Consider the following 24,147-nt stretch of genomic DNA (forward strand, 5'->3'; position numbering starts at 1 on the left):
GGCCCATCGCCGGCACATCCGCCGCGTGGGCGGTCAGGAGCGAAGCACCCTCAGCCCCTGGCCGTCCCGCATCTTCGCCAGCATGTCCTGGCGTTCGCGATTGGTGTCATAGAGCCGCAGGAAGTCGTCATAGGGCACGGGCCGGCTGAAATAGAAGCCTTGGTACTCGTCACAGCCGTTCTCGACCAGCCAGTCGAGCTGTTCGCCCAGTTCCACACCCTCTGCGACGATCCGCACGTTCAGGACCTGACCCAGCGAGACGATAAGCCGTGTGATCGGCGCCGTATTCTTGAGGTCGCGGATGAAGGTCTGGTCGATCTTCAACACGTCGATCGGATATTTCTGCAGATAGGCGAGATTGGAATAGCCGGTGCCGAAGTCATCGATGATGATCTGGTAGCCGTGGTTCTTCATCCGCTGCAGCGCGGTGCGGATCATTTCGCTGTCGCCGAGCAGGACGGATTCCGTGATCTCGAAACCAAGCCGTTCCGGGTTGCAGCCGGTGTCCAGCGGCAGGCGCAGGATCTTGGTGATCAGGTCCGGATCGGAAAACTGGCGCGGGCTCAGGTTGATCGACAGGGAAATGTCGATGCCTTCGGCCTGCATCTGGGCCTGTTGCCGGGCGACATTGCGATAGACCCATTCGCCAACGTCGATGATCATGCCGGTTTCCTCGCAGGCCGGAATGAAGGACAGCGGTCCCAGCAACCCGCGCTCGGGATGTTGCCAGCGGATCAGGGCTTCGGCGGAGACGATGGCACCGGTCTTCACGCAGAGACGCGGCTGGTAATAGAGAACGAACTCGTCGCGTTCCAGGGCGCGCCAGAGGTCCTTCTCGAGCGTCACTTTTTCCTCGAGCCGCTGGCGCAAGTCCATCGAGAACGGCGTAACCTTGCTCGACTTGTCGTTCTTGGCCTCGAACAGCGCCAGGTCGCAGTGGCGCATCAAGGTGTCCATGTCGGTGCCGTCGTCAGGGCAAATGCTGAGGCCGACCGCGAGCTTGGTGTGCAGCACGTGACCGGCAATGTCCATCGGCTCCAGGAACAGGTCGATCAGCTGGCGACCGAACTCTTGCGGATTGAGCGTGCCGGTGCGGTCCGGGATGCAGACAAGGAACTCGTCGCCGCCAAGGCGGGCTACCGTGCCGCGTTCGGCCACGAAGCCGGACAGGCGCCCGGCCACGGCCTTCAGCAAAAGGTCGCCAACGGCGTGGCCCAGTGTGTCATTGACGGTCTTGAAACCGTTGAGATCGATGAAATAGAGGTAGAGGCTCTGCAAGCCGCTGGTCGCACCCTGGATCATCTTCGGCAGGTGCGCCTGCAGGAAGACGCGATTCGGCAGGCCGGTCAGAAGGTCATGGTCGGCAAAGAAACGCGCCCGGTCCTGGGTTTCCTTCAACTCGGTGACGTCGATCTCGCTGACGAGATACGCCTGGACGCCGGTGACCGCATCCCGGCAGATCCGCGCGGTGATCTCGTGCCAGCGGATGCCGCGATTGGTGCGGGTCTGGGCAACCACCTTGCAGTCCGAGCCATAGTCCAGCGCCCCGGTCAGGGCATCGGCCACGGTCGCGTCCACCAGTCGGTTGTGCAGGGTCAGGTCTGGTTCGATCTGGGAAGCGCGCGAAGCGGGGTTACGGTAGAGCGGGGCCCCGTTGCGGGAAAACAGCGAGATCATCACCGGTGTGTGCAGCAGCGCCTCGGCACTGCGCAGCGTCTCCGGCCGGATGTCGTGATTGACCGTGCCCTCGCACAGCATCGCCATGCGGCCATCGCGCAGCCGCAGCCCGCGGAATACCACCTGAAGCGTCTTCGGGATGCCGTTCGGATAGATGGTCCAGTTCTCGGAGAAGGTTGCATCCCCGCGGCAGAAATCTGCCCGGTACTGGTCAAGGCGCTCTGCGACGGCACGGGACATGTCGGCGCCCAGATCCCGCTTGCGCAGCTCTGACACGCTGGCCGACCCCCAGACATCAAGGGCACTGTGGTTGGCCCAGACGATGCGCTTGCGATCAAAATCGAATACCCACATCGCCGTTGCGATCCGGTCGACCTGAGCCATCAGCTCGCGGGGGTCGATCGTGTCGATCAAGTTGATGTCGGCTTCGGTGAGCGTCATGTCATCCTGCCTGGCGATCAAGCGCGATGCCGTTGGGAGAGGGCCTGCCGAAGGACAATGATCCAGGCGGGGAAGCCTCAACAGCCTCTCGCCTTCTCGCTATCCCTGTCCAATTGCGGGCTTGTGTCAACGGGCTCACGTCTCAATTATGGATTGCACCAATCGTAATCAACTTTCCGAAAAAAGTGTGGTTTAAGACTTAACGCCCTCAGTTAATATTCGGTGAAACAGATTGTAAGTGTTTAAAAAATTTGAGTGGTTCTGATCATCTGACTAGACAATGCAACTGTATCGATCCGGTCTGGAATATATATATCGTTGGCAGGCGTGTTGTTCGATTCAGTTCATTGCGCCATCAGGGCGCGCACTCATTTTCGTTCATGCGAAAGTACATGAGGGGCGCAGACGACGTCGCGTTCGTGGTCAGTTGCTGCGCTTTAAAGCTGTTTCCGGTGCGTTGTGAAGGTAAGTCAGGAAAGAATATCCGGCCGGCTGCCGCATCAATCCTTGCCCGGAGACATTCTCGCATTGCGAGCGGGGTAAAATTATATATTATCCGTGCTGCGGTCATTTTCGTGCGTGGTCAGCGCATGTGCCGTGTGTCCGGCTTGGGATGGGAGGTCTCTTGCGCAACATAATTGATATAACACCGCCCTTGCGTGCGGCGTCTGCCGTGTTTCCGGGCGATGCGCGCTATGAGGCCCGCACCACGTTTGCAATGGGACCGGGATGTCCGGTGAACGTCACGGCCTTTACCATGTCGGTGCATTGTGGTGCTCATGCCGACGCGCCACTGCATTATGCGGCCGGGGCGGCATCGATCGACCAGGTGCCGCTGGACGACTTCGTCGGTCCGGCGCGGGTCATCGATGTCCGGGGCGCGAGCGCCCTGGTCGGGCCGGAGACGCTCGCCGGTCGCCTCGAAGGGGTGCCGCAGCGCGTGCTGCTGCGGCTGACCGACGGACTGGATCCGGATGTCTGGCCGACCGGGTTCCGCGCGCTTGCCCCTGAAACGGTCGAGTTGCTGGCGGCGGCAGGGGTCCGCCTGGTCGGCGTCGACGTGCCATCGGTGGATCCAGAAACTTCCAAGGATCTACCCTCACACATGGCATTTTTTCGCCACGACATGCGCATTCTGGAAAATCTTGACTTAAGTAAAGTTCCGGAAGGTGAATTTGAGTTGATTGCGCTGCCCATCCCGTTAGAAGGGCTGGATGCTGCGCCTGTACGGGCAATTCTGAGGTCGTTGGCCTGAAGCCTCACGACCGGAGGAGTGTCCGTAGGGAGCGGGTGCAAGCCAAGATGAAAAACCTGAAAACAACAACAGGGCGCCAGGTGCGAGCCGGCGGCGGGGATGGACAGATGCTGGAACTTGACCAGCTTGTGAAGCAGTTCGGTGGATTCCGGGCTGTCGACAAATGCAGCTTCAGTGTCCGGGAGGGCACGATCACCGGTCTCGTCGGTCCAAACGGGGCGGGCAAGACGACACTTTTCAACCTGATTGCCGGGGCCTTTCCGCCAACAGCCGGCAAGATCCGTTTCCTCGGTGAGGATGTCACCGGACTGCCGGGCAATGAACTGTTTCATCGCGGGCTGGTGCGCACCTTCCAGATCCCGCACGAGTTCCACCGGCTGACGGTGCTCGAGAACCTGATGATGGTTCCCCCGTCCCAGCCCGGCGAGAAGCTGCTGGCCAACTGGCTGAGCTGGGGCAAGGTGCGGGATGCAGAGCGTGTGGTGGAAGCCCGTGCTCTGGAAACGCTGAAGTTCCTGGAACTGACCCATGTGGCCGATGTGCGCGCCGGAAACCTGTCCGGCGGCCAGAAGAAACTTCTGGAACTCGGTCGCACCATGATGACCGACGCCAAGCTGGTGCTGCTTGACGAGCCGGCCGCCGGCGTCAATCGCACGCTGCTGCGCAAGCTCGAGGAGAAGATCCAGATCCTCAACAAGGAGCGCGGCTACACGTTCATTCTGATCGAGCACGACATGGAAATGATCGAGAAGCTGTGTGACCCGGTCATCTGCATGGCCGAGGGCAAGGTTCTGATCGCTGGTGACTTCCAGACCGTGCGCTCCGACCCCCGGGTGCTTGAGGCCTATCTTGGCGAAACCCAGGGAGATGCGGCATGAGCGTGCTTTTGAACATGCAGGATCTGGTCGGCGGCTACGGCGAGGCCGACATCCTGCAGGGCGTGTCGATGGTCGTGCACGAAAAGGAGATCGTCGTCATCGTCGGTCCGAACGGTGCCGGCAAGTCGACGGCGATGAAGGCGGTGTTCGGTCTGCTCACCATCCGTGGCGGCTCGATCCGCTTCGATGGCGACGACATCACGGGCTGGGCCCCGAACCGCATCGTCCAGCGCGGCATCTGCTATGTGCCGCAGGTGGAAAACATCTTCCGTGAAATGAGCATTCACGAGAACCTGGAGATGGGCGCCTTCCTGCGCAAGGGCGACCTCAGCGCCGGTTTCGACCGGATCTATACCCTGTTCCCGGACCTGAAGGAGCGTCGCCGCACCCTGGCCGGAAACCTCTCCGGTGGCCAGCGCCAGATGGTGGCCATGGGCCGTGCCCTGATGCTGGATCCCAAGCTTCTGCTTCTGGACGAACCGACGGCCGGTCTTTCGCCGAAATACATGGAACAGATCTTCCAGATCAGCCGGGACGTGCGCGACACCGGTGTCGCCATCCTGCTGGTGGAACAGCATGCCAAGCAGGCGCTTGCCTTTGCCGACCGGGCCTATGTCCTGGCATCGGGGAGCAATCGCCATGAAGGCACCGGCGCTGAGCTCCTCGCCAACCGCGAGGTCGCTGAAATGTTCCTCGGCGGATGAGGCGGACGACCCATGACCGTGATTGATTTTCTCAACTTCCACATCGTGCCGGGCATCGTCATCGGTTCGATCTACGCGCTGGGCGCCGTCGGCATCACGCTGATTTTCGGCATCCTGCGCTACGCCCATCTGGCGCATGGTGACCTTGCAACGTTGGGCGCCTTTCTCGCATTGGCCCTAGTGCAGCTCCTGGGCGTGCCGCCGCTGGTGGTGCTTCCCTTCGTGATCGTCCTGACCGCCGGTATTGCCGTCGGCATCGACCGTGTCTTTTATGACGCCTTCCGCGAGCGGCCGAAGATCATCACCGTAATGTCGTCGCTCGGCATTGCGCTGATGATCCGGGCGGTGGTGCAGGTCGTCTGGGGGGTCAACACCCAGACCTACACCCGTGGCCTGGTCAGGCCGGACGATTACTTCGGGCTGCGCCTGCGCGACCGCGAGATCTACACCGTCGCGGCGATGATCGGACTGGTCGTTGCCCTGCAGCTGTTCCTGAACCGCTCCAAATGGGGCAAGGCCATGCGCGCCATGTCCGACAACCCGAACCTGGCGCTGCTGTCGGGCATAGACAACCGCAAGGTCGTCATGCTGACCTGGATCATCTCCGGCGGCCTGTGCGCGGCGGCTGGTGTCTTCCTCGGCCTCAACACCGAGCTGAAGCCGATGATGGGCTGGTCGATGCTGCTGCCGATGTTTGCCGCTGCGATCCTGGGCGGTGTCGGCCGCGTCGAGGGCGCCGTGCTTGGCGGCCTGATCGTCGGCATCGCAGAGGAACTGTCCGTGCTGGTTCTGCCCAGCGAGTACAAGGCCGCGATGGCCTTTGCCATCCTGCTCGTGATGCTGCTGGTCCGTCCGACCGGTCTGCTGCGCGGCAAGGTGCTCTGAGGGGAGGCGAGAGATGGAACTGGCTCTGGGACTTGCCAACTACGCGCTCTTCATGGGCGTCTTCATCGGCATCTATGCCATCCTGGCCCTCGGGCTGAACATCCAGTGGGGCTATTCCGGCCTCTTTAACGCGGGCATCGCAGGGTTCTTCGCCGTTGGCGCCTATACCTCCGCGATCCTGACTAGCCCGCATGCGGCCGGTCGCATCGGTGGCTTTGAATTGCCGACGCTCGTCGGCTGGGTTGGTGCCATGGCGGTGGCCGGACTGGTGGCCTGGCCAATCGGCAAGGTCTGCCTGCGCTTCCGCTCCGACTATCTCGCCATTGCCTCGATTGGGATTGCCGAGATCATCCGCCTGGTGATCAAGTCGGAAGACGTGCTGACCAACGGGGCCAAGGGCATCAACAACATCCCGCGCCCCTTTGGCGACCTGCCCTATGTGCAGTCGCAGATCGCTTATCTGGCCATCGTCATCGTGGTTCTGGCCGTTGTCTATGTGGCGGTCGAGCGGCAGTATAACGCGCCCTGGGGCCGGATGATGCGGGCCGTGCGAGACAATGAGGTCGCCGCGACCGCCATGGGCAAGGACATCGCCTTCCGCCGGTTGCAGGCCTTCATCTTCGGGGCGGCCCTGATGGGGCTGGGCGGCGCGCTGTTCGCGCATTTCAGCCGCTCGATCACCCCGGAAGCGATCGACCCGATGGTCGCGACCTTCCTTGTCTGGATCATGTTGATCCTTGGCGGATCGGGGAACAATCGCGGCGCGATCCTCGGGGCGGCGGTTGTGTGGATCATCTGGTCCGTTTCAGAGATTGCAACCGACCGGCTGCCGCATGAATATGCGGTTCAGGCGAAATACATCCGTGTGTTTCTGATCGGGCTGATGCTGCAGCTGGTGCTGCGCTACCGCCCGGAAGGTCTCCTGCCCGAACCGCTGGGCGGTGCGCGCAATGCGCCCGCTGCGACGGCCAAGGCAACGCCGCGCAACGGGCATTGACGGCTTCGGTGCGGCGGGGCAGGTCCTCACGCCGCATCAGGAAAAGGTCCCCGGCAACAAGGGGACCGATCACCGAGCAGGATCCCGGCTTGACCGGTTCCTGCTTCAGAGGGGCGCATAGCTCCTGGAACAAGAAGTGGAGGTTTGAAATGAATAAGAAGGTTCTGGCTCTCGCCGGTTCGCTCCTGGCGGCCACCGCACTCACCGGCACGGCCGCTCAGGCTGACGTCAAGATCGGCCTGCTCGGTGGCATCACCGGCCCGATCGCAGCCATGGCGCCGGCCATGCTGCTGTCCGCTGAACTGGCAATTTCCGAAGTGAACGGCCAGGGCGGCATCGGCAACGGCGAAAAGCTGGTGCAGGTCACCGGTGACAGCGCCTGCAACCCGCAGAACGGCACGGACGCCGCCACCAAGGCCGTCAACATCGACGGCGTTGTCGGCCTCGTCGGCCCGCACTGCTCGGGCGCCGTGATTGCAGCTGCCAACTCCGTCGCCATCCCGGCCGGCATCGCGCTGATCACCCCGTCGGGCACCTCGCCGGAAATCACCAACCTGAAGGACAACGATCTGGTGTTCCGGACCGTTCCCTCGGATGACTATCAGGGCCGCGCCCTGGCCCGTTCGCTGAAAGAACAGGGCATGGACAGCGTTGCCGTTGCCTATCTGAACAATGACTATGGTTCGGGCCTGGCCAACGCGTTCAAGTCCGAGTTCGAAGCCATCGGCGGCAAGATCACAACCTTCGCTGCGCATGAAGGCGAGAAGGCTTCTTATCGCTCGAACCTGGCAGAACTCGCCAAGGGCGGTTCCGACACTCTGGTCATCTTCGACTATGGTGATGGCAGCGGCCTGACCATGCTGCGTGAAGCGCTGGAAAACGGCTTCTTCACCAACTACGTCGGCGCGGACGGCATGAAGTCCGATGCTCCGATCAAGGAACTGGGCGCCAACAACCTTGGCACCTTCCTGGCTTCGGCGCCGGTTGGCGAAAAGTCCGATTCGCTTGATGTCTTTGCCAAGAACTTCAAGGACATCGGCGGCGACCCGGACGCGGTCTTCGTGACCACCTCCTATGACGCCACGTTCCTGATGGCTCTGGCCATCGAGAAGGCCGGCGGCGACAAGTCCAAGGTCGGTGCAGCCCTGCGCGAGCTGAGCTCCGCCACCGACGGCGAAGCCGTGATGCCGGGCGAATGGGCCAAGGCCAAGGCGTTGATCGCTGAAGGCAAGCCGTTCGTCTACAAGGGCGCAGCCGGCACCTACAACTTCGACGCCGCTGGCGACGTTCCGGGCGTCTACGCCCTGTTCAAGGTCGGCGCCAACGGCTTCGAAAAAGTCGCTGACATGAAGTAAACCTGCCACTCCGGTGCAGGTTCAGACGCCGGCGGTCCCACAAGGGCCGCCGGTTTCTTTTTGTCCGGGCGGTTCACCACTTCTGAAATATGAACCAGGCACCGGCGGCGATGAGGGCAAAGCCGATGAGATGGTTCAGGCGGATGGGTTCGCCAAGATAAAACACGGAAAACACGGCAAAGACCGAGAGCGTCAGGACTTCCTGGATGGTCTTCAACTCGGCGGCGCTGAAATAGCCATGGCCGATCCGGTTGGCCGGCACCTGCAGGCAATATTCAAAGAAGGCGATGCCCCAGCTTGCCAGGATGACCAGCCACAGGGCGGTGCCCTTGAACTTCAGGTGGCCGTACCACGCGAAGGTCATGAAGATGTTGGAGGCCAGCAGCAGGCCGATGGTTGTCACGGGAACAGGAAGCGATGTCATGGCAGGATCCACAGGGAAGCCGGGTGGACGTCTCCACCCTGTCTCCATCTGCTAGCCGCTTCGCTTGACGGCAGCAACTGCTGTCGCCGGCTCGGCACCTGTCACTTGGTGAGAATCAGCTTGCCCAGTTTGGTGATGGTCAGCCGGTAGGTCTCCTCATTGTGCCGGATGCGGATTTCACGATTGCCCCGGAACAACGTCGCGCTGTCCATCTGGCTATTGTCCTCGCGCGGCGCTGCGACCTTGCGCAAGGAAGGAAGGGTAAGCTTTGCCTGGCGTGGATTGGCGTCTGCCATCTGGTTTCCCCGGTACTTCAAGAGTTTAGAGGCGTTCCAAGTTGCGAGTGGCTCGCAACAATTAACTTGACTCTAATACTCAGAATAAAGTACCAAGACAAGGCCTGAACGGCGCTGCCCCGGAAATCGCGTCCTCCGGCCCGGCGTCTCAGGCAGGACTGATCACCAGTCAAAATGCCAGGCAAGCCAGCTGTTTTCTCCTCTCCCTCAAACGGCAAGCCAGCCCGGTATTTTTAGTCGATATTCGTGACCGGTGTGAACCGGCATAACGCCCTCGGCCTCCCCGAAGTCATCCCGGCCAAGCGCAGCGCCGAGCCGGGACCGGAGAGTCCAGATATCCATCTTTCAATGATTTCCCGCCCCCGGAGAGACCTTGGCTCTCCGGTCCCGGATCTCCGCTTCGCTGCGTCCGGGATGACGATAGAGGGCTTGTCAGAAGGCTGCGCCGGTTGGAGATCGGCGTCGGGCCTTGCGCGGTGCTGCGCAGGATCAGCTGGCGGCAGCCATCGGTTCGTCGATATGCAGCAGCTGGCGCAGGTCGAGGCGATTTTCGGAGATGTCGTGGATCGTCTTTTGATCCAGCACGTCCATGAAAGCCTCAAGCGCCTCGTGCAACACGCCGTTGAAGCCGCAGGTGGTCAGGATCGGGCAATCCTTGCGGCCGGAGTTGAAGCACTCGGCCAGATAGAACGAGTCTTCCGCAGCGCGGACAACTTCGCCGATCGTGATCTTTTCCGCGGGCCGGGCGAGCGTGATGCCGCCGTTGCGACCGCGAATGGTCTTGATGAGATCCGCATCGACCAGGACCTTCATGATCTTGAACAGATGCGTTTCGGACATGCCAAAGCTGGAGGCGATGTCAGCCACCTTGCTGGGCCGGTCAGGATTCGCAGCGCAGTACATCAGCGTGCGAACGGCGTAGTTGGTTTGTTGAGTAAGGCGCATAGGTTTAGATATGTCCACTGCCGGCCCTTGCGTCAATGGGCATGGTGAGCCTGAGGCTCAAATTTTGCCTTGGCAGGATGATTGGGCGTGGCAGCGCCGGATTCAGCCGGCTTTGCGCCGTGGCAGGGCAGCCGGGGCAGCATCGACGGTGGTGGTCTTGTCTGCCTTACGGGCACCATCGACCGGCGGCAGGTTCTCCGGCAGGAAGATGTCGATGCCGATCCGCTCCTGGGCATCAAGGATCGGCTGCCCGTCGATAAGCGCCTTCAGCACCCGCACGGCACTGCGGATCTCATGGCCTGGATCCTGCGCGATCAGCGCTGAAATCGTGCCGCGCTCCAGCGCAGACCGCGTGTAGGGCGTCAGCTCATGGGCGATGAAGGTGATCTCGCCAGCGCGGCCACTTTCCTCAAGCGCAGCAATGACGCCGCGATTGCCGGCACCCATGTTGTAGAGGCCGGTCAGATCAGGATGCTCGACCAGCAGCTTTCGGGTGAGATCATAGGTCCGGTCATTGTCGTCGCGGCCTTCACGGACGCGGACAGGCTCAAAGTCCGGATAAAGCTCCTCGAAAACCTCGAGGCAGCCGCCGTGGCGCTCGGCGTGGTCACGCAGGCCCAGCGATCCGGCAATGAAGCCGATGCGCGCCCGGTGCCCCTGCCGGTTGCCGGCGAGGAAGCGGCCAAGAAGGCGCCCTGCAACGCGGCCGGCGGCCATGTTGTCGATGCCGACGAAGTGCGCGCGCGCGGAGGCCGGATGATCCGACACCAGCGTCACCACAGGAACGCCGCGCAGGGTCAGCCGGTCAATGCCAGCCCGAACCTCGGGCGAGGAGGGCGCGACAACGGCGACCCCGTCACAGCCGGTGCGATCCAGCAGGGCGAGCGTGCTGGCGACGGAATGGCTGTCAAAGGCATCAATGTCCTGAACGGTAAGGGCGACCCGCTCGCCGGCAACGCGCGAGGCAATGCGCTCGGCCTCCTGGCGCAGGTCGGTCATGAAGGCGTTCGGGCCGTTCGGGATCAGGAAGGTGAGGCGATAGAGCCGGCGCTTGGCAAGATTGGCGGCAAAGACATCGGGCGTGTAACCGAGGGCCTTCACGGCTGCCTCGACCCGCTCGACCGTCACAGCCCGGACACCAGGGCGCCGGTTCAGGACCCGGTCAACGGTTGCCAGGCTGACGCCGGCCGTTCTCGCCACATCGTGAATGGTGATCCGCTGCATGGTCTATCGCCCTCAAACCCCATGCGAACTATAGCGCAGGCAACGGGTTTGTCAGCCATTTTGTTGCAATGCAAAAAGCTATGCCGGCTGATGAGAACGCCTGCAAATCCGCCAATGAGGGGCGCTGCTCAGAGGCTGGAGCCTGCAGCATGGCCAGAGGCCCAGGCCCACTGGAAGTTGAACCCACCGAGATGGCCTGTCACATCAACCACTTCGCCGATGAAATGGAGGCCGGGAACCTTGGTCGCCGCCATGGTTTTCGATGACAGCTCGTCCGTATCGACCCCGCCGAGCGTGACTTCAGCCGTGCGATAGCCTTCTGTCCCGGCGGGCAGCAAAGACCAGGAATTGAGCCGGTCGGCTGTCTGGCGCAGCACCTTGTCGGAGAGATCGGCAAGGCGCCCGCCGAGGCCGTATTCGGAGGCGAGTTCCTCCGACAGCCGGCGCGGCAGGATGTGGCCGACGGCGGTGCGGATGTCCTGTCGGCCTTGCGCCTGCTTTGCCTCCTTGAGCGCAGCGAAGACATCGGTGCCGGGAGCAAGATCAACGCTGATCGGCTGGCCTTCGCGCCAGTAGGATGAAATCTGCAGGATTGACGGCCCGGACAGGCCACGATGCGTGAACAGCAGGCCTTCGCGGAAGGATGTCTTGTTGAAGCGGACGACCGCATCCACCGACACGCCAGCGAGCTTCTGGCACAGGGCCTTGTTGGCGTCGGAGAAGGTCAGGGGCACAAGCGCGGGACGGGGCGGCACGACCTTCAGTCCGAAGCGCCGGGCAATATCATAGCCGATGCCGGTGGCACCCATCTTCGGGATCGACGGCCCGCCGGTGGCAACCACCAGCGACGTCGCCTCGACGCGGCCGCGCGAGGTCTCGATGGCAAAGCGGTCGTCGGGCTTGCTGATGTCGGTGAAGCCTGTCTCCAGCCACAGCTTGCCGCCGGCCTTCTCCATCTCGGCGAGCAGCATCGTGATGATGTCCTGCGCACTGTCGTCGCAGAAGAGCTGGCCGAGCGTCTTCTCGTGCCAGGGGATGCGGTGGCTGTCGACCAGCTTGAGAAAGTCTGCCGGCGTATAGCGCTTGAGCGCCGAGACACAGAAGCGCGGGTTCTGTGACAGGAAGTTCGCCGGGCTGGCGTGGATGTTGGTGAAGTTGCAGCGGCCGCCGCCGGAAATGCGGATCTTGTCCGCTGCGCGCTTGGCATGGTCAATGACGAGCACGGACCGACCGCGCTTGCCGGCCTCAATAGCGCACATCAGGCCGGCGGCGCCGGCACCCAGGATCAGGACGTCAACTCGTGTCATCGCTGGCTTATAGCAAGAGGCAACGGACTTGCCTCCTGCTATTCGCGTGCGATGGTCCACCTGCGGTGCCGCGTCAGCCCATGCAGCCGAGCAGTTCCGCCTCGCCGATCTGGCCGACCGGGCGGCCGTTGTCGATGACAAGGACCGGACCGGAGACCGCCCGCTTCAGGGCAATGACCTGCCGCAGCGGCGTCACCAGCTCGCAGTTCGAGCTGCTGGTGGCGGATGCGGCAACCGGGCTCATGATGTCCTGGGCGCGCAACACGTTGAGCGGGTTCATGTGCGCGACGAATTCCGCCACATAAGGCGTCGCCGGACGGCGGACGATTTCCTGCGGCGTGCCCAGCTGGATCACCCGCCCGCCCTCCATGATGGCGATGCGGCTGCCGATCTTGGCGGCCTCGTCGAGATCATGGCTGACGAAGATGATGGTCCGGTGCAGGGTCTGCTGCAGCTGGATCAGCTCGTCCTGCAGCTTGTCACGGATCAGCGGATCCAGCGCGGAGAAGGGCTCGTCCATCAGGAGGATCGGTGCGTCCGTGGCAAAGGCACGGGCAAGGCCGACGCGTTGCTGCATGCCGCCGGAGAGTTCGTGCACCTGCTTGTTGCCCCAGCCGCCGAGGCCGACCAGTTCGAGCTGGGCAGCGACGCGCTTGCTGCGTTCGGCAAGGCTGACGCCTGCCAGCTCCAGGCCGAAGCCGACGTTGTCGGAAACGGTGCGCCAGGGCAGCAGCGCGAATTGCTGGAACACCATGGCGATGCGGCTGCGGCGGAGGCGGCGCAGGCGCTCCTCGCCGCAGGTTGCCGGATTGACCATGCTGTCCCCGTCGCGCACGAGCGTCTCGCCCCGGATGACCGGATTGAGCCCGTTGACTGCGCGCAGCAGCGTCGACTTACCGGAGCCGGACAGGCCCATCAGCACGATGACCTCGCCGGGCATGATGTCGAAGGTCGCTCCGGCGACGCCCAAGGTCTGGCCGGTTTCGTCCTGGATCTCGCGCCGGGTCTTGCCGGCATCGATCAGCGGCAGCGCCCGGTGCGGTTTCGAGCCGAAGACGATGTCGACATTGCGGAAGGAAACAATCGGATCGCTCATCAGCGGCCTCCCGTCGGACGATTGAGGCGGAAGAACCGGTCCAGCACGATGGCGATCAGGACGATGGCGACGCCGACTTCAAAGCCCATGCCGATGTTCACGGTGTTGAGGGCGCGCAGGGTCGGAACGCCGAGGCCGTCAGCGCCGACGAGGGCGGCAATCACCACCATCGACAGGGACAGCATGATCGTCTGCGTCAGCCCGGCCATGATCTGCGGCAGGGCATAGGGCAGCTCGATCTTCCACAGGAGCTGCCAACGGGTGGCGCCAAAGGCGTGACCGGCCTCGAGCAGCTGCGTGGGCGTCGAGGAGACGCCGAGCTGGGTAAGGCGGATCGGGGCGGGCAGGGCAAAGATGACCGTGGCAATGAGGCCCGGAACCATGCCGAGGCCGAACAGGATCAGCGCCGGGATGAGATAGACGAAGGTCGGGATCGTCTGCATCAGGTCCAGCACCGGCTGCAGCGCGGTGTAGAACTTCGGCTTGTGCGCGGCCAGCACGCCGATCGGCACACCGACAAGCATGCAGACCGTGGAGGCGCCGAGCACCAGCGCAAGGGTGTTGGTTGTCTCTTTCCAGAAGCCCAGGTTGATGATGATCAAGAGCGACCCGAGGACGAACAGCGGGAAGCTGAGGTTGCGGCGCACGACGAAGGCCAGAACCGTCACGGTGCCGACAACCACCAGCGGATCCGGTGTCTGAAGGACATAGAGTATGGCGCCGATCATGGCCTCGAGGGCGACGGCAATCCCGTCAAAGAACCAGGACGCATGGGTTGTCAGCCAGTCGACGAAGGCCTTGGCCCATTGCCCGAATGGCAGCTTGTAGCTCGTCAGAAAATCCAAGGGTCACCTCTCCCTGCCGAGGTCAGGTCCGCCACAGGTGCGGGTCCGGCTGAACCGGCATGTCCGGTTCAGCCGGAAGCTGCTTGTCTCAGAGGCCGAGGGCCAGCTTCACCGCGTCCATGGCGCTCTCGCCGTCGCGGGTCTTGACGTCCTTGAGCCAGCCTTCGATGAGCTGCGGGTTGGCCGACAGCCAGCTCTGGGCGGCAATGGCCGGATCCTGGCCACCGTCGAGGATCTTGCTCATGATCTCGTTTTCGAGCGCCAGAGTGAAGTTCAGGTTTTTCAGGAACTGGCCGACATTCGAGCATTCCTCAAGATAGCCCGCGCGGACATTGGTGTAGATGGTCGCGCCGCCGAGATCGGGGCCGAACACGTCGTCGCCGCCCTCGAGATAGGCGATCTCGAAATTCGAGTTCATCGGGTGCGGCTCCCAGCCGAGGAAGACGACGTCTTCCTTGCGCTTGGTGGCGCGGGAGACCTGGGCCAGCATGCCCTGCTCGGAGGATTCCACGATCTGGAAGCCCTTGAGGCCGAACTGGTCGCCATCAATCATGCCGAGGATGAGGCGATTGCCGTCGTTGCCGGGCTCGATGCCGTAGATCTTGCCGCCAAGTTCCTCCTGGAACTTGGCGATGTCGCCGAAGCTCTTGAGGCCCTTGTCATAGGTGTATTTCGGCACGGCGAGGGTGTATTTGGCTCCTTCAAGGTTTGCCCGCACGGTTTCGACGGACTTGTCATCGCGATAGGGCGCAATGTCGGCTTCCATCGTCGGCATCCAGTTGCCGAGGAACACATCAATGTCCTTGTTCTTCAGCGACGCATAGGTCACCGGAACCGACAGAACCTTGACGTTGGTCTCGTAGCCGAGCGCAAGGAGAATGGTGGAGGCGACGGCGGTGGTCGCGGTGATGTCGGTCCAGCCGACATCGGAGAACCGCACGGTCTTGCAGCTGTCCGGCTCGGCGGCCTGGGCGTGTGTTGCAGTCGCCAGTCCCATGGCGCCCGTCATGGCCAGGGCCAAGGCTGCGCCGGTGATGGAAGTGAATACGCGCTTCATCCGGTTGTCTCCCGCTCTTGTATGGCGCCCCGGTACACGGGGTCGTTCGCCGGTGTTCAGTCCCAATGAACCCCGGACGGACATCTCAAACAATGGGCAACCGATTGATTTAGCCGTCTTTGCGGCAGGTTTGCCCCTCTGGTGAGACTTAATGAACCATTGACTGTTGGCTTTGGCAAGTTTTGATTGATTGATCGTTCAATTAAAAATAATCATCTAGGATCATTGGGGAGAACGACATGCCAAGGATCGGGATGGAGGCCGAGCGCAGGCGCAGCCTGATCGCGGCGACAGTCGATGCGATTCACGAACAGGGCTATTGCGACGTGACGATCGCGCAGATCGCGCGCAAGGCCGGCGTGTCGGGCGGGCTCGCACATCACTATTTCGGCTCCAAGGATCAGCTCCTTGCCGCCACCATGCGCCATCTGCTGCATGAACTGGGCGAGGGCATCCGCGCGCGTCTTGCCGAGGCGCATACACCTCGTGCGCGGCTTTCGGCGATCATTGCCGGTAACTTTGAAACCGGGCAGTTCCGCGAGGCCGTGATTGCTGCCTGGCTGGCGTTCTACTCGCAGGCCCGCACCAATCCGGCGAGCCAGCGTTTGCTGCGCATCTATTCCGCCCGCCTTGTCTCCAACCTGACGCACAGTCTGCGTAGCTTTCTGCCATTGCCGGACGCGCAGCTCGTGGCCGAGGGAACGGCCTCGATGATCGACGGGGTCTGGATCCGCCGCGCACTGAAGGAAGCGCCGCCCGATCCCGAGGCTGCCATCCGCCTCGTCGAGGATTACGTAGAGGCACAGATCCTGCTGCACCGGGCCCGGGCGTCCGGGGCCACAACGCCACAGTCCGACGGGGGACGCCCTGAATGAACGACACGTTTGACTTCATCATCGTCGGGGCCGGATCGGCCGGCTGCGCGCTGGCCTACCGCCTGTCGGAAGATCCGAAGAACCGCGTCCTGGTGCTGGAGTTCGGTGGAACGGATGCCGGGCCCTTCATCCAGATGCCGGCGGCGCTGTCCTATCCGATGAACATGAGCCGCTATGACTGGGGCTTCCAGAGCGAGCCCGAGCCGCACCTCGGCGGGCGCATTCTGGCAACCCCGCGCGGCAAGGTGATCGGCGGCTCGTCCTCGATCAACGGCATGGTCTATGTGCGCGGCCACGCGCGCGACTTTGACACCTGGGAAGAGATGGGCGCCAGCGGCTGGGGCTACCGGCATGTGCTGCCCTATTTCCAGCGCCAGGAAGAGACCCCGACCGGCGACGACGGCTTCCGGGGCCGCTCCGGTCCGCTGCATGTGCAGCGCGGCACCAAGTGGAACCCGTTGTTCGATGCCTTCATCAAGGCCGGCAAGCAGGCGGGCTACGAGACGACGGGTGACTACAACGGCCAGAAGCAGGAAGGCTTCGGCGACATGGAGATGACCGTGAAGAACGGTCAGCGCTGGTCCGCCGCCAATGCCTATCTGAAGCCGGCGCTGAAGCGCGGCAATGTGGAGATCGTCACCGGGGCCTTTGTCCGCCGGGTGGTCATCGAGAACGGCCGGGCGACCGGCGTCGAGTACCAGCGTGGCTCCGGCCAGCCGGTCACGGCGCGGGCAGCGCGGGAAGTGATCATTTCCGCCTCGTCGATCAACTCGCCCAAGATCCTGATGCTCTCCGGCATCGGGCCGGCCGCGCATCTGCGCGAAATGGGCATTGACGTGGTCGCGGACCGGCCGGGCGTCGGCGCCAACTTGCAGGATCATCTGGAACTCTACATCCAGCAGGCCTGCACCCAGCCGATCACGCTCTACAAGCACTGGAACCTTGTTTCCAAGGCTCTGATCGGGGCGCAGTGGCTGTTCACGCGCAAGGGGCTTGGCGCCTCGAACCAGTTCGAGGCCTGTGCCTTCATCCGCTCCAAGGCCGGTGTCGAGTATCCTGACATCCAGTATCACTTCCTGCCTTTCGCGGTGCGCTACGACGGCAAGGCAGCGGCCGAGGGGCACGGGTTCCAGGCCCATGTCGGGCCGATGCGCTCCAAGTCGCGCGGCCGCATCCGCCTGACCTCGGGCGATCCGTTGGCCAAGCCCTCGATCCTCTTCAACTACATGTCGCACCCGGACGACTGGGCCGACTTCCGCACCGCGATCCGACTCACGCGCGAGATCTTCGGTCAGGAGGCCTTCACGCCCTATCGCGGCCGCGAGATCCAGCCGGGTGCCGGCGTGCAGAGCGACGTGGAGCTGGACAATTTCATCCGCGAGCATGTGGAGAGCGCCTATCACCCCTGCGGGTCCTGCCGCATGGGGGCCGCGAGCGATCCGATGGCCGTGGTGGATCCGGAATGCCGGGTGATCGGCGTCGAGGGCCTGCGCGTGGCCGACAGCTCGATCTTCCCGCAGGTGACCAACGGCAACCTCAATGCCCCGTCGATCATGGTGGGCGAGAAGGCCTCGGACCACATTCTCGGCAAGATCCCGCTTGCGGCATCCAATCTGGCGCCCTGGATCCATCCGCAGTGGCAAACGCGTCAGCGTTGAGCCATCCTGCGACCCAACGAACAGCAGGAGGCTTCTGCCAAGGCAGTGGCCGGTCCTGTTTCCCCCTTCTGACCGACTTGCAAGGACGACCTCATGCGCGCCCAGCCCCGAGCCTCCCATTTCATTGGCGGCGGATATGTCGAAAGCCCGAATGGCGCGGCCTTCGACAGCCTCTATCCCGCCACCGGCGACGTCATCGCCCGCCTGCATGCCGCGGATGACCTGACCATCGAGGCCGCCATCTCGACCGCACGGGAAGGCCAGAAGATCTGGGCTGCCACCCCGGCAGCCGAGCGGGGCCGCATCCTGCGCCGGGCGGCGGAGATCCTGCGGGCCAACAACCGCGCCCTGTCCGAGCTGGAAACGCTCGACACCGGCAAGCCGCTGCAGGAAACGCTGATCGCCGATGCGGCCTCCGGCGCCGATTGCCTTGAATATTTCGGCAATCTCGCCGCGACGCTGACCAGCGAGCACATCGACCTTGGCGGCTCCTTCGCCTACACCCGCCGTGAGCCGCTCGGCATCTGCGTCGGCATCGGTGCGTGGAACTATCCGATCCAGATCGCCTGCTGGAAGGCAGCCCCTGCGCTGGCCTGCGGCAACGCCATGATCTTCAAGCCGTCGGAAGTGACGCCGCTGAGCGCGCTGAAGCTGGCCGAGGCGCTCTTGGAGGCCGGGGTTCCGGCCGGTGTCTTCAACGTGGTGCAGGGCGCAGGCGATGTGGGCGCCAAGCTCGTCTCGCATCCGGCGGTGGCCAAGGTCTCCGTCACCGGCTCGGTGCCGACCGGGCGCAAGGTCGCGGGCCTGGCAGGCAGCAACCTCAAGCATCTGACGCTTGAACTCGGCGGCAAGTCGCCGCTGATCCTGTTCGAGGACGCCCATCTCGACAATGCCGTGTCGGCCGCGATCAATGCCAATTTCTATTCCTCGGGCCAGATCTGCTCCAACGGCACCCGCGTCTTCGTGCATCGCAGCCTGAAGGAGGCCTTCCTGAAGCGGCTGGCTGAACGCACCGCAAACGCCGTGCTGGGCGATCCGCTGGACGAGGCGACCAATATCGGCCCGCTCGTCTCGAAGCCGCAGCTCGACAAGGTGCTGGGCTATATCGAGATCGGCAAGGCGGAAGGCGCGCGGCTTGTCTGCGGCGGCGGGGCAGCACACGTGGCGGCCTTCCCGGAGGGCTGGTTCGTGCAGCCGACCGTCTTTGCCGATGTGAAGGACGACATGCGCATCGCCCGGGAAGAGATCTTCGGCCCGGTCATGTGCGTGCTCGACTTCGACAGCGAGGACGAGGTCATCGCGCGGGCCAATGCGACCGAATTCGGTCTGGCCGCCGGTGTGTTCACCCGCGACATCCAGCGCGCCCACCGGGTGATCGCACAGCTTGCCGCCGGCACCTGCTGGATCAACGCCTATAACCTGACGCCGATCGAAATGCCCTTCGGCGGCATGAAGTCCTCCGGCATCGGCCGCGAGAACGGCCATGCTGCCATCGGCCACTACAGCCAGGTGAAGAGCGTCTACGTCGAGATGGGGGACGTCGCGGCGGCGTTTTGAACCGTCCGCCGCCTGCTGCTTTCGCAAGTGCTTGAGGTGAGGCTGTCCCCCCACCCTCAACCCCTCCCCACGAGAGGGAGGGGAACCGAGAGGCCTTGCCCGAAGAACATGGTTCAATCTGCTTGAGGCGCTGCCGCCCCCCTCCCCCTCGTGGGGAGGGGTAAGGGGTGGGGGGAACGGTTTTAAAAACACTCAGACACCTGAAAGCAAGATGGCCGGACACAAGGCCCGGCCATCCAGTTATTTAACCCGGAACTTGCCGGATCAGAGCTTGCCTTCCAGCGCCGCGTCGAAGATCGACAGAGCGGCGTCGCGGGTCAGTTCGACCGGGTTGCCGCCGGCGGTCGGATCGACGATTGCCATGTCGGCGATGAGGTCGCGCTTGGCGCCGTCGACGCCGAGGCCGCCGATGGTGTGCGGCACGCCGAGGTCGGAGCGCATCTTCAGGATATGCGCCTGGAAGCCGTCGAAGCCGCCGGCAATGCCGCAGAAGGCCGCCAGACGCTCGATCTTGGCCTCGATGGCCGGGCGGTTGAACTTCAGCACATAGGGCATGAACACGGCATTGGTCATGCCGTGGTGCGTGTCAAAGAGCGCGCCGACCGGGTGGGACAGGGCGTGGATGGCGCCGAGACCCTTCTGGAAGGCAACGGCACCCATGGCGCCCGCGCTCATCATGTGGCCACGCGCCAGAAGGTCGGAGCCGTTGGCGGCGACGATCGGCAGGTTGTGGATCGCCAGACGCGCGCCTTCGACCGCGATGCCTTCCGACATCGGGTGATAGAACGGCGAGCACAGCGCTTCCAGGCAGTGGGCGAGGGCGTCCATGCCGGTGCCGACGGTGATCATGCGCGGCATGCCGGTGGTCAGTTCCGGATCGCAGATGACATAGGCCGGCAGCATCTTCGGGTGGAAGATCACCTTCTTGGTGTGGGTCGCCTCGTTGGTAACGACGCCGGCGCGGCCGACTTCCGAGCCGGTGCCGGCCGTGGTCGGCACGGCGACGATCGGGGCAATGCCGGCCGGATCGGCGCGGGTGTACCAGTCACCGATGTCCTCGAAGTCCCAGATCGGGCGGGTCTGGCCGGACATGAAGGCAATCAGCTTGCCGGCATCGAGGCCGGAGCCGCCGCCAACCGCCAGCACGCCGTCATGGCCGCCGGCCTTGTAGGCGGCAACGCCTGCGGAAATGTTGCTGTCGACCGGGTTCGGCTTGACGTCGGAGAAGACGGCGCAGTCGATGCCATCGGCTTTCAAGAGCGCGACCATGTCGGCGATCATCGGCAGCTTCGCAAGGCCCGGATCGGTGACCAGCAGAGGGCGCTTCATGCCCGCGAGCTTGACGACGGCAGGCAGTTCCTTGATGCGGCCCGCGCCGAAGCGCACGGCGGTGGGATAGGACCAGTTCACGGACGGAAGGGCAGTCATGGGTCGGGCTTTCAGTCAGTTGGTGCGTTGGGGTCAACGCGGTGGATGGTGTTGAACAGGGAACAGGTCGGGCGTTGCCATCCCATTGTCCCTTGAAGCTTGGCTCATCCCGGGCAACTGGCAGAGCCTCAACCCCTCTCCCCCCTTGAGGGGGAGATGCCCCCGGCTGGGGGCAGAGGGGGGTATCGGTCTGTCAAGTCATCCTGCGGTGATCATGCGCTGAAGCGCTGGCACCCCCCTCTGTCTGCATTCGCAGACATCTCCCCCTCAAGGGGGGGAGAGGGCGCTGCGGCCAGCAGGCCAGTCGCAGGGCAGCTCCGGTCTCTTTGCCTGTTCCCCATTCCCATGCGGCGAGGGGAACAGGCGGGTTTCAATCTCAGTGCTCGAGGCGCAGGTGGTAGGACTTCGGGCGCGTCAGGTTGGCAAAGCCGACTTCCGACAGGGCGGCACCCTTGCCGGTGTCCTTCACGCCAGTCCAGACAAGGCCCGGATCCACGTAGTCGCAGCGGTTCAGGAACACAGTGCCGGTGTCGATCTGGTGACCGATGTTTTCGGCGGCCACGGCATCCTCGGTCCAGATGGACGCGGTGAGGCCATAGGGGCTGTCGTTCATGAGCTGGATCGCCTCGGCGTCGTCCTTCACCTTCATGATGCCGACGACCGGGCCGAAGCTTTCCTCACGCATCACCGACATCTGGTGATTGACGTTGGTCAGCACCTGCGGGGCGAGGTAAGGCGTGCCGGCCTTGTCCATGGCAAAGGCAGACATGTCGATGTGGGCCTTGGCGCCCTTGCGGATCGCTTCCTCGGTCTGCTCGCGGACCCAGGTGGCAAAGCGGGTCTGGGCCATCGGGCCGATGGTGGTTTCCGGATCGAGCGGGTTGCCGAGCTTGTAGTCGCGCGTCATGGCGACGAAGCCATCGACGAAGGCATCGTAGCGGCTTTCGTGCACATAGATGCGCTCGATGCCGCAGCAGCACTGGCCGGAGTTGAAGAAGGCGCCATCGACGAGGTTGGCGACTGCGTAGTCGAGATCCGCATCGGCCATGACATAGGCCGGATCCTTGCCGCCAAGCTCCAGGCCCATGGTGGCGAAGGTGCCGGCCAGTGCCCGCTCGATGGCCTTGCCGCCGGCAACCGAGCCGGTGAAGTTGACATGGTCGATGACGCCGGAGCCGAGCAGCTTCTCGGTGCCGTCATGCGACAGCACGATGTTCTGGAACACGCCCTTGGGCAGGCCGGCCTTCTCGAAGGCGGCAGCGAAGCGCTCGCCGACCAGCAGCGTCTGCGCGGCGTGCTTCAGGATGACCACGTTGCCCGCCATCAGCGCCGGGAAGATGGCGTTGCCGGCGGTCATGAAGGGGTAGTTCCATGGCGCGATGACCATGACGATGCCGAGCGGCTCCATCTTGAGGTAGCGCTTGAAGCCCGGGCGGTCGTTGCGTTCGATGTTGGCCAGCGCGCTTTCGGCAATGCTGGCCATATAACGGGTGCGCTCGGTGAGGCCACCCTTCTCGCCGCCGTAGCGCACCGGCCGGCCCATCTGCCAGGCCAGTTCGGTGACGATGTCGTCGTTCATCGCCAGGAGGGCATCAAGCGCCTTGAGGCAGAGGTCAACGCGGGTGGCAAGCGGGGTCGCAGCCCAGCCGGCCTGCGCGCTGCGGGCGGCGGTGACCACCCGTTCCACCGCGACAGCGTCCAGCGCCGCGCGTTCCGCATAGACCGATCCGTCGACCGGCGAGATGAGTTTGATCGTGTCCGACATGGGTCACCTTCAAAGAAACACCGCCGGGTGCCGGCGGCTGCAGTGTTCGCCGGGACGGCGGCCCGGGTGATCCGGGCCAGCCCTCCTCAGGCGCGTTCAAACCCGCGGGCGATCTCGTAATCGGTCACCACGCGGTCGAATTCTTCCTGTTCCCATTCGCCTGCGCGCAGGTAATGGTCAACCACCTTGTCACCGAAGGCCTCGCGCAGCATGGACGAGGCATTCAGCGCCGAAAGCGCGTCGCGCAGGCTGCGGGGGATCTGCTGGGCCTTTTGCGCTTCGTAGAGATCACCGGTCATGGGCGGAGCCAGTTCCAGCTTTTCCTCGATGCCGCGCAGGCCTGCCGCAATCTGGACGGCAAGTGCCAGATAGGGATTGAGGTCGGAGCCGCCAATGCGGCATTCGACGCGCACGCCCTTGGTATCCTCGCCGCAGAGCCGGAAGCCGGCGGTGCGGTTGTCGATCGACCAGACCATCCGCGTCGGCGCGAAGGTGCCCTTCTGGAAGCGCTTGTAGCTGTTGATATAGGGCGCCAGGAAATAGGTGTAGTCCGGCGCATATTTGATCAGCCCGGCCATGTAATGGCGCATCAGGTCCGACATGCCATGCGGCTTGGACGGATCGTAGAAAGCCGGCTTGCCGTCCTTGGTCCAGAGCGACTGGTGCACATGGGAAGACGATCCGGTGCGGTCCTTGTGCCATTTGGGCAGGAAGGTCGCGCCGTGGCCCTGCTGCCAGGCAATCTCCTTCACCGCGTGCTTGGCGATGGAGTGATAGTCGGCGCAGTTGAGCGCGTCGGCGTAACGGATGTTGAGTTCTTCCTGGCCGGCCTCGGCTTCGCCCTTGGTGTTCTCCACCGGGATGCCCGCGGCATAGAGATGGTTGCGCAGCGGGCGCATCACATGCTCTTCCTTGGTCGTCGCCAGGATGTGGTAGTCCTCGTTATAGGCCGAGATCGGCTCCAGGTCGCGGAAGCCGGACTTGCGGATCTCGTCGAAGCTCTTGGCGAACAGGAAGAATTCCAGCTCCGTCGCCATCATGGCGGTAAACCCAAGCGCATCGAGCCGGGCAATCTGCGCCTTCAGCATGGCGCGCGGGGAATGCGGCACATCGGCGTGGGTGTGATGGTCCTGCACATCACAGAGCACCATGGCGGTGCCTTCGAGCCACGGCACCAGGCGCAAGGTGGAAAGATCCGGCTTCAGGATGTAGTCGCCATAGCCGCCCGCCCAGCTGGTCGAGGCATAGCCGGGCACGGTATACATCTCGAGGTCGGTCGCCAGGAGATAGTTGCAGCCGTGTGTCTCCTCGTGCGCGCTCGACAGGAAATGCTGCACGTGGAAGCGCTTGCCCATGAGGCGGCCCTGCATGTCGACCATGCAGGCGAGCACGGTGTCGATCCTGCCTTCGGTGGCCGCCACTTTCAGGGCGTCGATAGTCAGATTGCCAGCCATCTGGATGTACTTTTCTTGTTGTCC

The 24,147-nt window shown here is 63.5% G+C and carries 21 protein-coding genes; 9 read left to right on the forward strand and 12 right to left on the reverse strand.

Going from position 1 to position 24,147, the window contains the following annotated elements:
* Window positions 1-33 precede the first annotated feature (33 nt).
* The gene (locus C8348_RS14090) at window positions 34-2,118 is read right to left on the reverse strand and encodes a putative bifunctional diguanylate cyclase/phosphodiesterase (protein ID WP_106753977.1); all 2,085 of its coding nucleotides are present in this window, start codon (window positions 2,116-2,118) and stop codon (window positions 34-36) included.
* A 613-nt stretch (window positions 2,119-2,731) separates the two neighbouring features.
* On the opposite strand from C8348_RS14090, the gene kynB reads away from it, so the two are divergent.
* The 6 genes from kynB (at window position 2,732) to C8348_RS14120 (ending at window position 8,192) form a co-directional block, all read left to right on the forward strand.
* Window positions 2,732-3,373: an arylformamidase gene (kynB, locus tag C8348_RS14095; RefSeq protein ID WP_106753978.1), complete on the forward strand. Its 642-nt coding sequence runs from the start codon at window positions 2,732-2,734 to the stop codon at window positions 3,371-3,373.
* Between the two features lie 107 nt (window positions 3,374-3,480).
* Window positions 3,481-4,251: an ABC transporter ATP-binding protein gene (locus tag C8348_RS14100; protein WP_106754066.1), complete on the forward strand. Its 771-nt coding sequence runs from the start codon at window positions 3,481-3,483 to the stop codon at window positions 4,249-4,251.
* Entirely contained in the window at window positions 4,248-4,955 is a 708-nt protein-coding gene (locus C8348_RS14105; protein WP_106753979.1) for an ABC transporter ATP-binding protein, read from the forward strand. Before C8348_RS14100 ends, C8348_RS14105 begins: the two co-directional genes overlap by 4 nt.
* 12 nt (window positions 4,956-4,967) lie before the next feature.
* Window positions 4,968-5,840: a branched-chain amino acid ABC transporter permease gene (locus tag C8348_RS14110; RefSeq protein WP_106753980.1), complete on the forward strand. Its 873-nt coding sequence runs from the start codon at window positions 4,968-4,970 to the stop codon at window positions 5,838-5,840.
* 13 nt (window positions 5,841-5,853) lie between these two features.
* Window positions 5,854-6,837 (forward strand): branched-chain amino acid ABC transporter permease, encoded by a 984-nt coding sequence (locus C8348_RS14115; RefSeq protein WP_106753981.1) that lies wholly within the window; start codon window positions 5,854-5,856, stop codon window positions 6,835-6,837.
* A 149-nt stretch (window positions 6,838-6,986) separates the two neighbouring features.
* Entirely contained in the window at window positions 6,987-8,192 is a 1,206-nt protein-coding gene (locus C8348_RS14120) for an ABC transporter substrate-binding protein (RefSeq protein WP_106753982.1), read from the forward strand.
* 73 nt (window positions 8,193-8,265) lie between these two features.
* On the opposite strand, the gene C8348_RS14125 is transcribed toward C8348_RS14120, so the two are convergent.
* From C8348_RS14125 to C8348_RS14160, 8 genes are all read right to left on the reverse strand, one after another.
* Complete coding sequence (locus C8348_RS14125) at window positions 8,266-8,616, reverse strand: DMT family protein (protein WP_106753983.1); 351 nt, start codon at window positions 8,614-8,616, stop codon at window positions 8,266-8,268.
* A gap of 101 nt (window positions 8,617-8,717) precedes the next feature.
* The gene (gene hemP, locus C8348_RS14130) at window positions 8,718-8,912 is read right to left on the reverse strand and encodes a hemin uptake protein HemP (RefSeq protein ID WP_106753984.1); all 195 of its coding nucleotides are present in this window, start codon (window positions 8,910-8,912) and stop codon (window positions 8,718-8,720) included.
* Window positions 8,913-9,401: 489 nt separating this feature from the next.
* Window positions 9,402-9,857: an Rrf2 family transcriptional regulator gene (locus C8348_RS14135; protein WP_106753985.1), complete on the reverse strand. Its 456-nt coding sequence runs from the start codon at window positions 9,855-9,857 to the stop codon at window positions 9,402-9,404.
* A 102-nt stretch (window positions 9,858-9,959) separates the two neighbouring features.
* A complete protein-coding gene (locus C8348_RS14140) occupies window positions 9,960-11,081 on the reverse strand; it encodes a LacI family DNA-binding transcriptional regulator (protein WP_106753986.1) in 1,122 nt (373 codons plus the stop codon).
* A 128-nt stretch (window positions 11,082-11,209) separates the two neighbouring features.
* Window positions 11,210-12,388 carry a BaiN/RdsA family NAD(P)/FAD-dependent oxidoreductase gene (locus C8348_RS14145; protein WP_106753987.1) on the reverse strand — a complete coding sequence of 393 codons (1,179 nt, stop codon included), beginning with the start codon at window positions 12,386-12,388 and terminating at the stop codon, window positions 11,210-11,212.
* Window positions 12,389-12,461: 73 nt separating this feature from the next.
* On the reverse strand, window positions 12,462-13,484 hold the full coding sequence (gene choV / locus C8348_RS14150; RefSeq protein ID WP_106753988.1) for a choline ABC transporter ATP-binding protein: 1,023 nt from the start codon (window positions 13,482-13,484) through the stop codon (window positions 12,462-12,464).
* Entirely contained in the window at window positions 13,484-14,329 is an 846-nt protein-coding gene (choW, locus tag C8348_RS14155) for a choline ABC transporter permease subunit (protein WP_106753989.1), read from the reverse strand. The genes choV and choW overlap by 1 nt, the downstream gene beginning before the upstream one ends.
* A gap of 88 nt (window positions 14,330-14,417) precedes the next feature.
* The gene (locus C8348_RS14160; RefSeq protein ID WP_106753990.1) at window positions 14,418-15,386 is read right to left on the reverse strand and encodes a choline ABC transporter substrate-binding protein; all 969 of its coding nucleotides are present in this window, start codon (window positions 15,384-15,386) and stop codon (window positions 14,418-14,420) included.
* 239 nt (window positions 15,387-15,625) lie between these two features.
* On the opposite strand from C8348_RS14160, the gene betI reads away from it, so the two are divergent.
* The 3 genes from betI to betB all read left to right on the forward strand — a co-directional run bounded on the left by betI (window position 15,626) and on the right by betB (window position 19,476).
* Complete coding sequence (gene betI / locus C8348_RS14165; protein ID WP_106753991.1) at window positions 15,626-16,261, forward strand: transcriptional regulator BetI; 636 nt, start codon at window positions 15,626-15,628, stop codon at window positions 16,259-16,261.
* Entirely contained in the window at window positions 16,258-17,919 is a 1,662-nt protein-coding gene (betA, locus tag C8348_RS14170; protein ID WP_106753992.1) for a choline dehydrogenase, read from the forward strand. Before betI ends, betA begins: the two co-directional genes overlap by 4 nt.
* 93 nt (window positions 17,920-18,012) lie before the next feature.
* Window positions 18,013-19,476, forward strand: coding sequence for a betaine-aldehyde dehydrogenase (gene betB, locus C8348_RS14175; RefSeq protein WP_106753993.1), 1,464 nt, complete (start codon window positions 18,013-18,015; stop codon window positions 19,474-19,476).
* 264 nt (window positions 19,477-19,740) lie between these two features.
* Here the strand turns inward: betB and C8348_RS14180 are convergent, their stop codons facing one another.
* From C8348_RS14180 to C8348_RS14190, 3 genes are all read right to left on the reverse strand, one after another.
* A complete protein-coding gene (locus C8348_RS14180) occupies window positions 19,741-20,904 on the reverse strand; it encodes an iron-containing alcohol dehydrogenase (RefSeq protein WP_106753994.1) in 1,164 nt (387 codons plus the stop codon).
* A gap of 376 nt (window positions 20,905-21,280) precedes the next feature.
* Window positions 21,281-22,669 (reverse strand): aldehyde dehydrogenase family protein, encoded by a 1,389-nt coding sequence (locus C8348_RS14185; RefSeq protein ID WP_106753995.1) that lies wholly within the window; start codon window positions 22,667-22,669, stop codon window positions 21,281-21,283.
* 86 nt (window positions 22,670-22,755) lie between these two features.
* Complete coding sequence (locus C8348_RS14190) at window positions 22,756-24,123, reverse strand: glutamine synthetase family protein (RefSeq protein WP_106753996.1); 1,368 nt, start codon at window positions 24,121-24,123, stop codon at window positions 22,756-22,758.
* Window positions 24,124-24,147: the final 24 nt, after the last annotated feature.

Origin of the sequence: Pannonibacter carbonis (genome assembly GCF_003012935.1) — a bacterium.
GTDB lineage: Bacteria > Pseudomonadota > Alphaproteobacteria > Rhizobiales > Stappiaceae > Pannonibacter > Pannonibacter carbonis.

What these genes read in the sequence shown, in the direction of transcription:
- C8348_RS14090 (WP_106753977.1), bottom strand. Translation starts at nt 2,118, where the DNA reads ATGACGCTCACCGAAGCCGACATCAACTTGATCGACACGATCGACCCC.
- kynB (WP_106753978.1), top strand. Translation starts at nt 2,732, where the DNA reads ATGGGAGGTCTCTTGCGCAACATAATTGATATAACACCGCCCTTGCGT.
- C8348_RS14100 (WP_106754066.1), top strand. Translation starts at nt 3,481, where the DNA reads ATGCTGGAACTTGACCAGCTTGTGAAGCAGTTCGGTGGATTCCGGGCT.
- C8348_RS14105 (WP_106753979.1), top strand. Translation starts at nt 4,248, where the DNA reads ATGAGCGTGCTTTTGAACATGCAGGATCTGGTCGGCGGCTACGGCGAG.
- C8348_RS14110 (WP_106753980.1), top strand. Translation starts at nt 4,968, where the DNA reads ATGACCGTGATTGATTTTCTCAACTTCCACATCGTGCCGGGCATCGTC.
- C8348_RS14115 (WP_106753981.1), top strand. Translation starts at nt 5,854, where the DNA reads ATGGAACTGGCTCTGGGACTTGCCAACTACGCGCTCTTCATGGGCGTC.
- C8348_RS14120 (WP_106753982.1), top strand. Translation starts at nt 6,987, where the DNA reads ATGAATAAGAAGGTTCTGGCTCTCGCCGGTTCGCTCCTGGCGGCCACC.
- C8348_RS14125 (WP_106753983.1), bottom strand. Translation starts at nt 8,616, where the DNA reads ATGACATCGCTTCCTGTTCCCGTGACAACCATCGGCCTGCTGCTGGCC.
- hemP (WP_106753984.1), bottom strand. Translation starts at nt 8,912, where the DNA reads ATGGCAGACGCCAATCCACGCCAGGCAAAGCTTACCCTTCCTTCCTTG.
- C8348_RS14135 (WP_106753985.1), bottom strand. Translation starts at nt 9,857, where the DNA reads ATGCGCCTTACTCAACAAACCAACTACGCCGTTCGCACGCTGATGTAC.
- C8348_RS14140 (WP_106753986.1), bottom strand. Translation starts at nt 11,081, where the DNA reads ATGCAGCGGATCACCATTCACGATGTGGCGAGAACGGCCGGCGTCAGC.
- C8348_RS14145 (WP_106753987.1), bottom strand. Translation starts at nt 12,388, where the DNA reads ATGACACGAGTTGACGTCCTGATCCTGGGTGCCGGCGCCGCCGGCCTG.
- choV (WP_106753988.1), bottom strand. Translation starts at nt 13,484, where the DNA reads ATGAGCGATCCGATTGTTTCCTTCCGCAATGTCGACATCGTCTTCGGC.
- C8348_RS14160 (WP_106753990.1), bottom strand. Translation starts at nt 15,386, where the DNA reads ATGAAGCGCGTATTCACTTCCATCACCGGCGCAGCCTTGGCCCTGGCC.
- betI (WP_106753991.1), top strand. Translation starts at nt 15,626, where the DNA reads ATGCCAAGGATCGGGATGGAGGCCGAGCGCAGGCGCAGCCTGATCGCG.
- betA (WP_106753992.1), top strand. Translation starts at nt 16,258, where the DNA reads ATGAACGACACGTTTGACTTCATCATCGTCGGGGCCGGATCGGCCGGC.
- betB (WP_106753993.1), top strand. Translation starts at nt 18,013, where the DNA reads ATGCGCGCCCAGCCCCGAGCCTCCCATTTCATTGGCGGCGGATATGTC.
- C8348_RS14180 (WP_106753994.1), bottom strand. Translation starts at nt 20,904, where the DNA reads ATGACTGCCCTTCCGTCCGTGAACTGGTCCTATCCCACCGCCGTGCGC.
- C8348_RS14185 (WP_106753995.1), bottom strand. Translation starts at nt 22,669, where the DNA reads ATGTCGGACACGATCAAACTCATCTCGCCGGTCGACGGATCGGTCTAT.
- C8348_RS14190 (WP_106753996.1), bottom strand. Translation starts at nt 24,123, where the DNA reads ATGGCTGGCAATCTGACTATCGACGCCCTGAAAGTGGCGGCCACCGAA.